This window comes from Cyclobacterium sp. 1_MG-2023 (genome assembly GCF_030546805.1).
Taxonomy (GTDB): domain Bacteria; phylum Bacteroidota; class Bacteroidia; order Cytophagales; family Cyclobacteriaceae; genus Cyclobacterium.
In genome coordinates this window covers 1-3,255 of sequence record NZ_JAUOPC010000039.1, presented here as the reverse complement: position 1 = coordinate 3,255, position 3,255 = coordinate 1, and the positions used below count along the sequence as shown (strand labels likewise).

The window sequence follows — 3,255 nt, the reverse complement described above, 5'->3', positions numbered from 1 at the left end:
AAGTTCTTTGACATGTTGAGTGGAAAATGCAATGTAAAGTGTATTGATTACGAGAGTGATTAATATATTAGAATAAAGAACATTTGATGCTAGCAAAAGGGCATCAGATGAGTTCAAGTGAACAAGGGCGTACGGGGGATGCCTAGGCTCTAGGAGGCGAAGAAGGACGTGCCAAGCTGCGAAAAGCTGTGGGGATCGGCACAGTCGAATTGATCCACAGATGTCCGAATGGGGCAACCCACCCTGACTTGTCAGGGTATTCCGAAAGGAAGGCAAACGCGGGGAACTGAAACATCTAAGTACCCGCAGGAAGAGAAAATAATAATGATTCCGTCAGTAGCGGCGAGCGGACGCGGAAGAGCCCAAACCATTTATGTTACGGCATATATGGGGTTGTAGGACCTGCATAATTTTAAATTAGGAGACTCGAATTGGCTGGGAAGTCAAACCGTAGAGGGTGAGAGTCCTGTAGAGGAATTTTAATTTAGAAGGCGGGTATCCTGAGTAGGCCGGGACAGGAGAAATCCCGGTTGAATCTGCCGGCACCATCCGGTAAGGCTAAATACTCCCTAGAGACCGATAGTGAACGAGTACCGTGAGGGAAAGGTGAAAAGTACCGTGAATAACGGGGTGAAAAGAACCTGAAACCGTGCGCCTACAAGCGGTCGGAGTCCTGATTTATTGGGATGACGGCGTGCCTTTTGCATAATGAGCCTACGAGTTACTCCTCACCGGCAAGGTTAATCCTGTTTACAGGAGGAGCCGCAGCGAAAGCGAGTCCGAACAGGGCGCCATAGTCGGTGGGGGTAGACGCGAAACTTAGTGATCTACCCATGGCCAGGTTGAAGCTCTGGTAAAACAGAGTGGAGGACCGAACCGATAAGCGTTGAAAAGCTTCCGGATGAGCTGTGGGTAGGGGTGAAAGGCCAATCAAACTGAGAAATAGCTCGTACTCCCCGAAATGTTTTTAGGAACAGCGTCGGGAATTGTATGATGGAGGTAGAGCTACCGATAGGACTAGGGGGAGTCACATCCTACCAAATCCTGACGAACTCCGAATGCCATCATATAGAACCGGCAGTGAGGGCTTGGGTGCTAAGGTCCAAGTCCGAGAGGGAAAGAACCCAGACCTACCGCTAAGGTCCCAAAATCCGCGCTAAGTTGAACAAAGGCGGTCCAGTTGCAGAGACAGCCAGGAGGTTAGCTTGGAAGCAGCTATTCCTTTAAAGAGTGCGTAACAGCTCACTGGTCGAGCGACAGGGCGTCGATAATAATCGGGCATCAAGTGCGGTACCGAAGCGAAGGAAGATATTTATATTTTGGTAGGGGAGCATTCCAGCGACAGTGAATCCGGATGGTAATGTCCGGTGGAGTTTCTGGAAAAGCAAATGTAGGCATAAGTAACGATAATGGATGGGAACAACATCCACACCGAAAGACCAAGGATTCCTGATCAACGCTAATCGGATCAGGGTCAGTCGGGACCTAAGGATAACCCGAAGGGGGATTCCGATGGCAAATGGGTTAATATTCCCATACCGAACATACAGGTGACGGGGTGACGGAGTGTTGAAAGACCCGCCCGGTGACGGAATACCGGGTTAAAGGGTGTAGGTATTTGGACTGTAGTAAAATGCGCAGTCTTAGCCGAACCTGATAGTACCAAGCGTCTTCGGACAATTGGATAGTGGTCCTAAGAGCTTCCAAGAAAAACCTCTAGCGCTAAGCGTATGTTCGCCCGTACCGCAAACCGACACAGGTGGTTGGGGAGAGTATCCCAAGGTGCTCGAGTGAATCATGGCTAAGGAACTCGGCAAAATGGCCCTGTAACTTCGGGAGAAGGGGCGCCTCCTTTTACTTCGGTAAGAGAGGCCGCAGTGAAAAGGCCCAGGCGACTGTTTATCAAAAACACATGGCTTTGCGAAATCGTAAGATGAAGTATAAGGCCTGACACCTGCCCGGTGCCGGAAGGTTAAGGGGGGACGTTATCGTAAGAGAAGCGTTGAACTGAAGCCCCGGTAAACGGCGGCCGTAACTATAACGGTCCTAAGGTAGCGAAATTCCTTGTCGGGTAAGTTCCGACCTGCACGAATGGTGTAACGATCTGGGCACTGTCTCAGCCATGAGCTCGGTGAAATTGTAGTCGCGGTGAAGATGCCGCGTACCCGCAACGGGACGGAAAGACCCCATGAACCTTTACTGCAACTTAACATTGGCATCGGGTACACGGTGTGTAGGATAGGCCGGAGGCTGTGAATTGGCGTCGCTAGGCGTTGAGGAGCCACCGTTGAAATACGGCCCTCTGTGTGCCTGGTGTCTAATCCCTGAAAAGGGAGACATTGTTTGGTGGGTAGTTTGACTGGGGTGGTCGCCTCCAAAAGAGTAACGGAGGCTTCCAAAGGTTCCCTCAGCACGCTTGGTAACCGTGCGTGGAGTGCAATAGCATAAGGGAGCTTGACTGCAAGGCGTACATGCCGAGCAGGGTGGAAACACGGGTATAGTGATCCGGCGGTACCGAATGGAAGGGCCGTCGCTCAAAGGATAAAAGGTACTCTGGGGATAACAGGCTGATCTCCCCCAAGAGCTCATATCGACGGGGAGGTTTGGCACCTCGATGTCGGCTCGTCACATCCTGGGGCTGGAGAAGGTCCCAAGGGTTGGGCTGTTCGCCCATTAAAGTGGCACGCGAGCTGGGTTCAGAACGTCGTGAGACAGTTCGGTCCCTATCTGTTGCGGGCGTGAGAAGTCTGCGGGGGGCTGTCCTTAGTACGAGAGGACCGGGATGGACCGACCGCTGGTGTACCGGTTGTAGTGCCAACTGCACCGCCGGGTAGCTAAGTCGGGAAGAGATAAGCGCTGAAAGCATCTAAGTGCGAAACTCGCCCCAAGATGAGACTTCTAAACAGGGCCGTCAGAGACGATGACGTTGATAGGCTGTAGGTGTAAAGTCAGAAATGACATAGCCGAGCAGTACTAATCGCCCGAAAACTTGAACGTCTTTGCTACGTTGCATTTTCCACAAGACAATGTCAAAATAACTTAAAAACATTTATAAAAAGTAAAGAAATTAAGTGTTAGCTGTGAAAAGCGAGCACAAAGATTTAGGCGGCCCGGCGCAGGGGACCCACCTCTTCCCATCCCGAACAGAGAAGTTAAGCCCTGCAGCGCCGATGGTACTGGGGTTACACCTGGGAGAGTAGGTCGCCGCCTTCTTTTAGACCCTTAGAGCAATCTAAGGGTCTTTTTTTATGCCCT

2 rRNA genes are annotated in these 3,255 nt (G+C 51.2%); both read left to right on the top strand.

Annotated features, from left to right (window positions below):
* Positions 1–111: 111 nt before the first annotated feature.
* Positions 112–2,997: ribosomal RNA gene (locus Q4534_RS23930) — 23S ribosomal RNA — on the top strand.
* A 104-nt stretch (positions 2,998–3,101) separates the two neighbouring features.
* A 5S ribosomal RNA gene (rrf, locus tag Q4534_RS23925) occupies positions 3,102–3,213 on the top strand.
* The last annotated feature ends 42 nt before the right edge of the window (positions 3,214–3,255 follow it).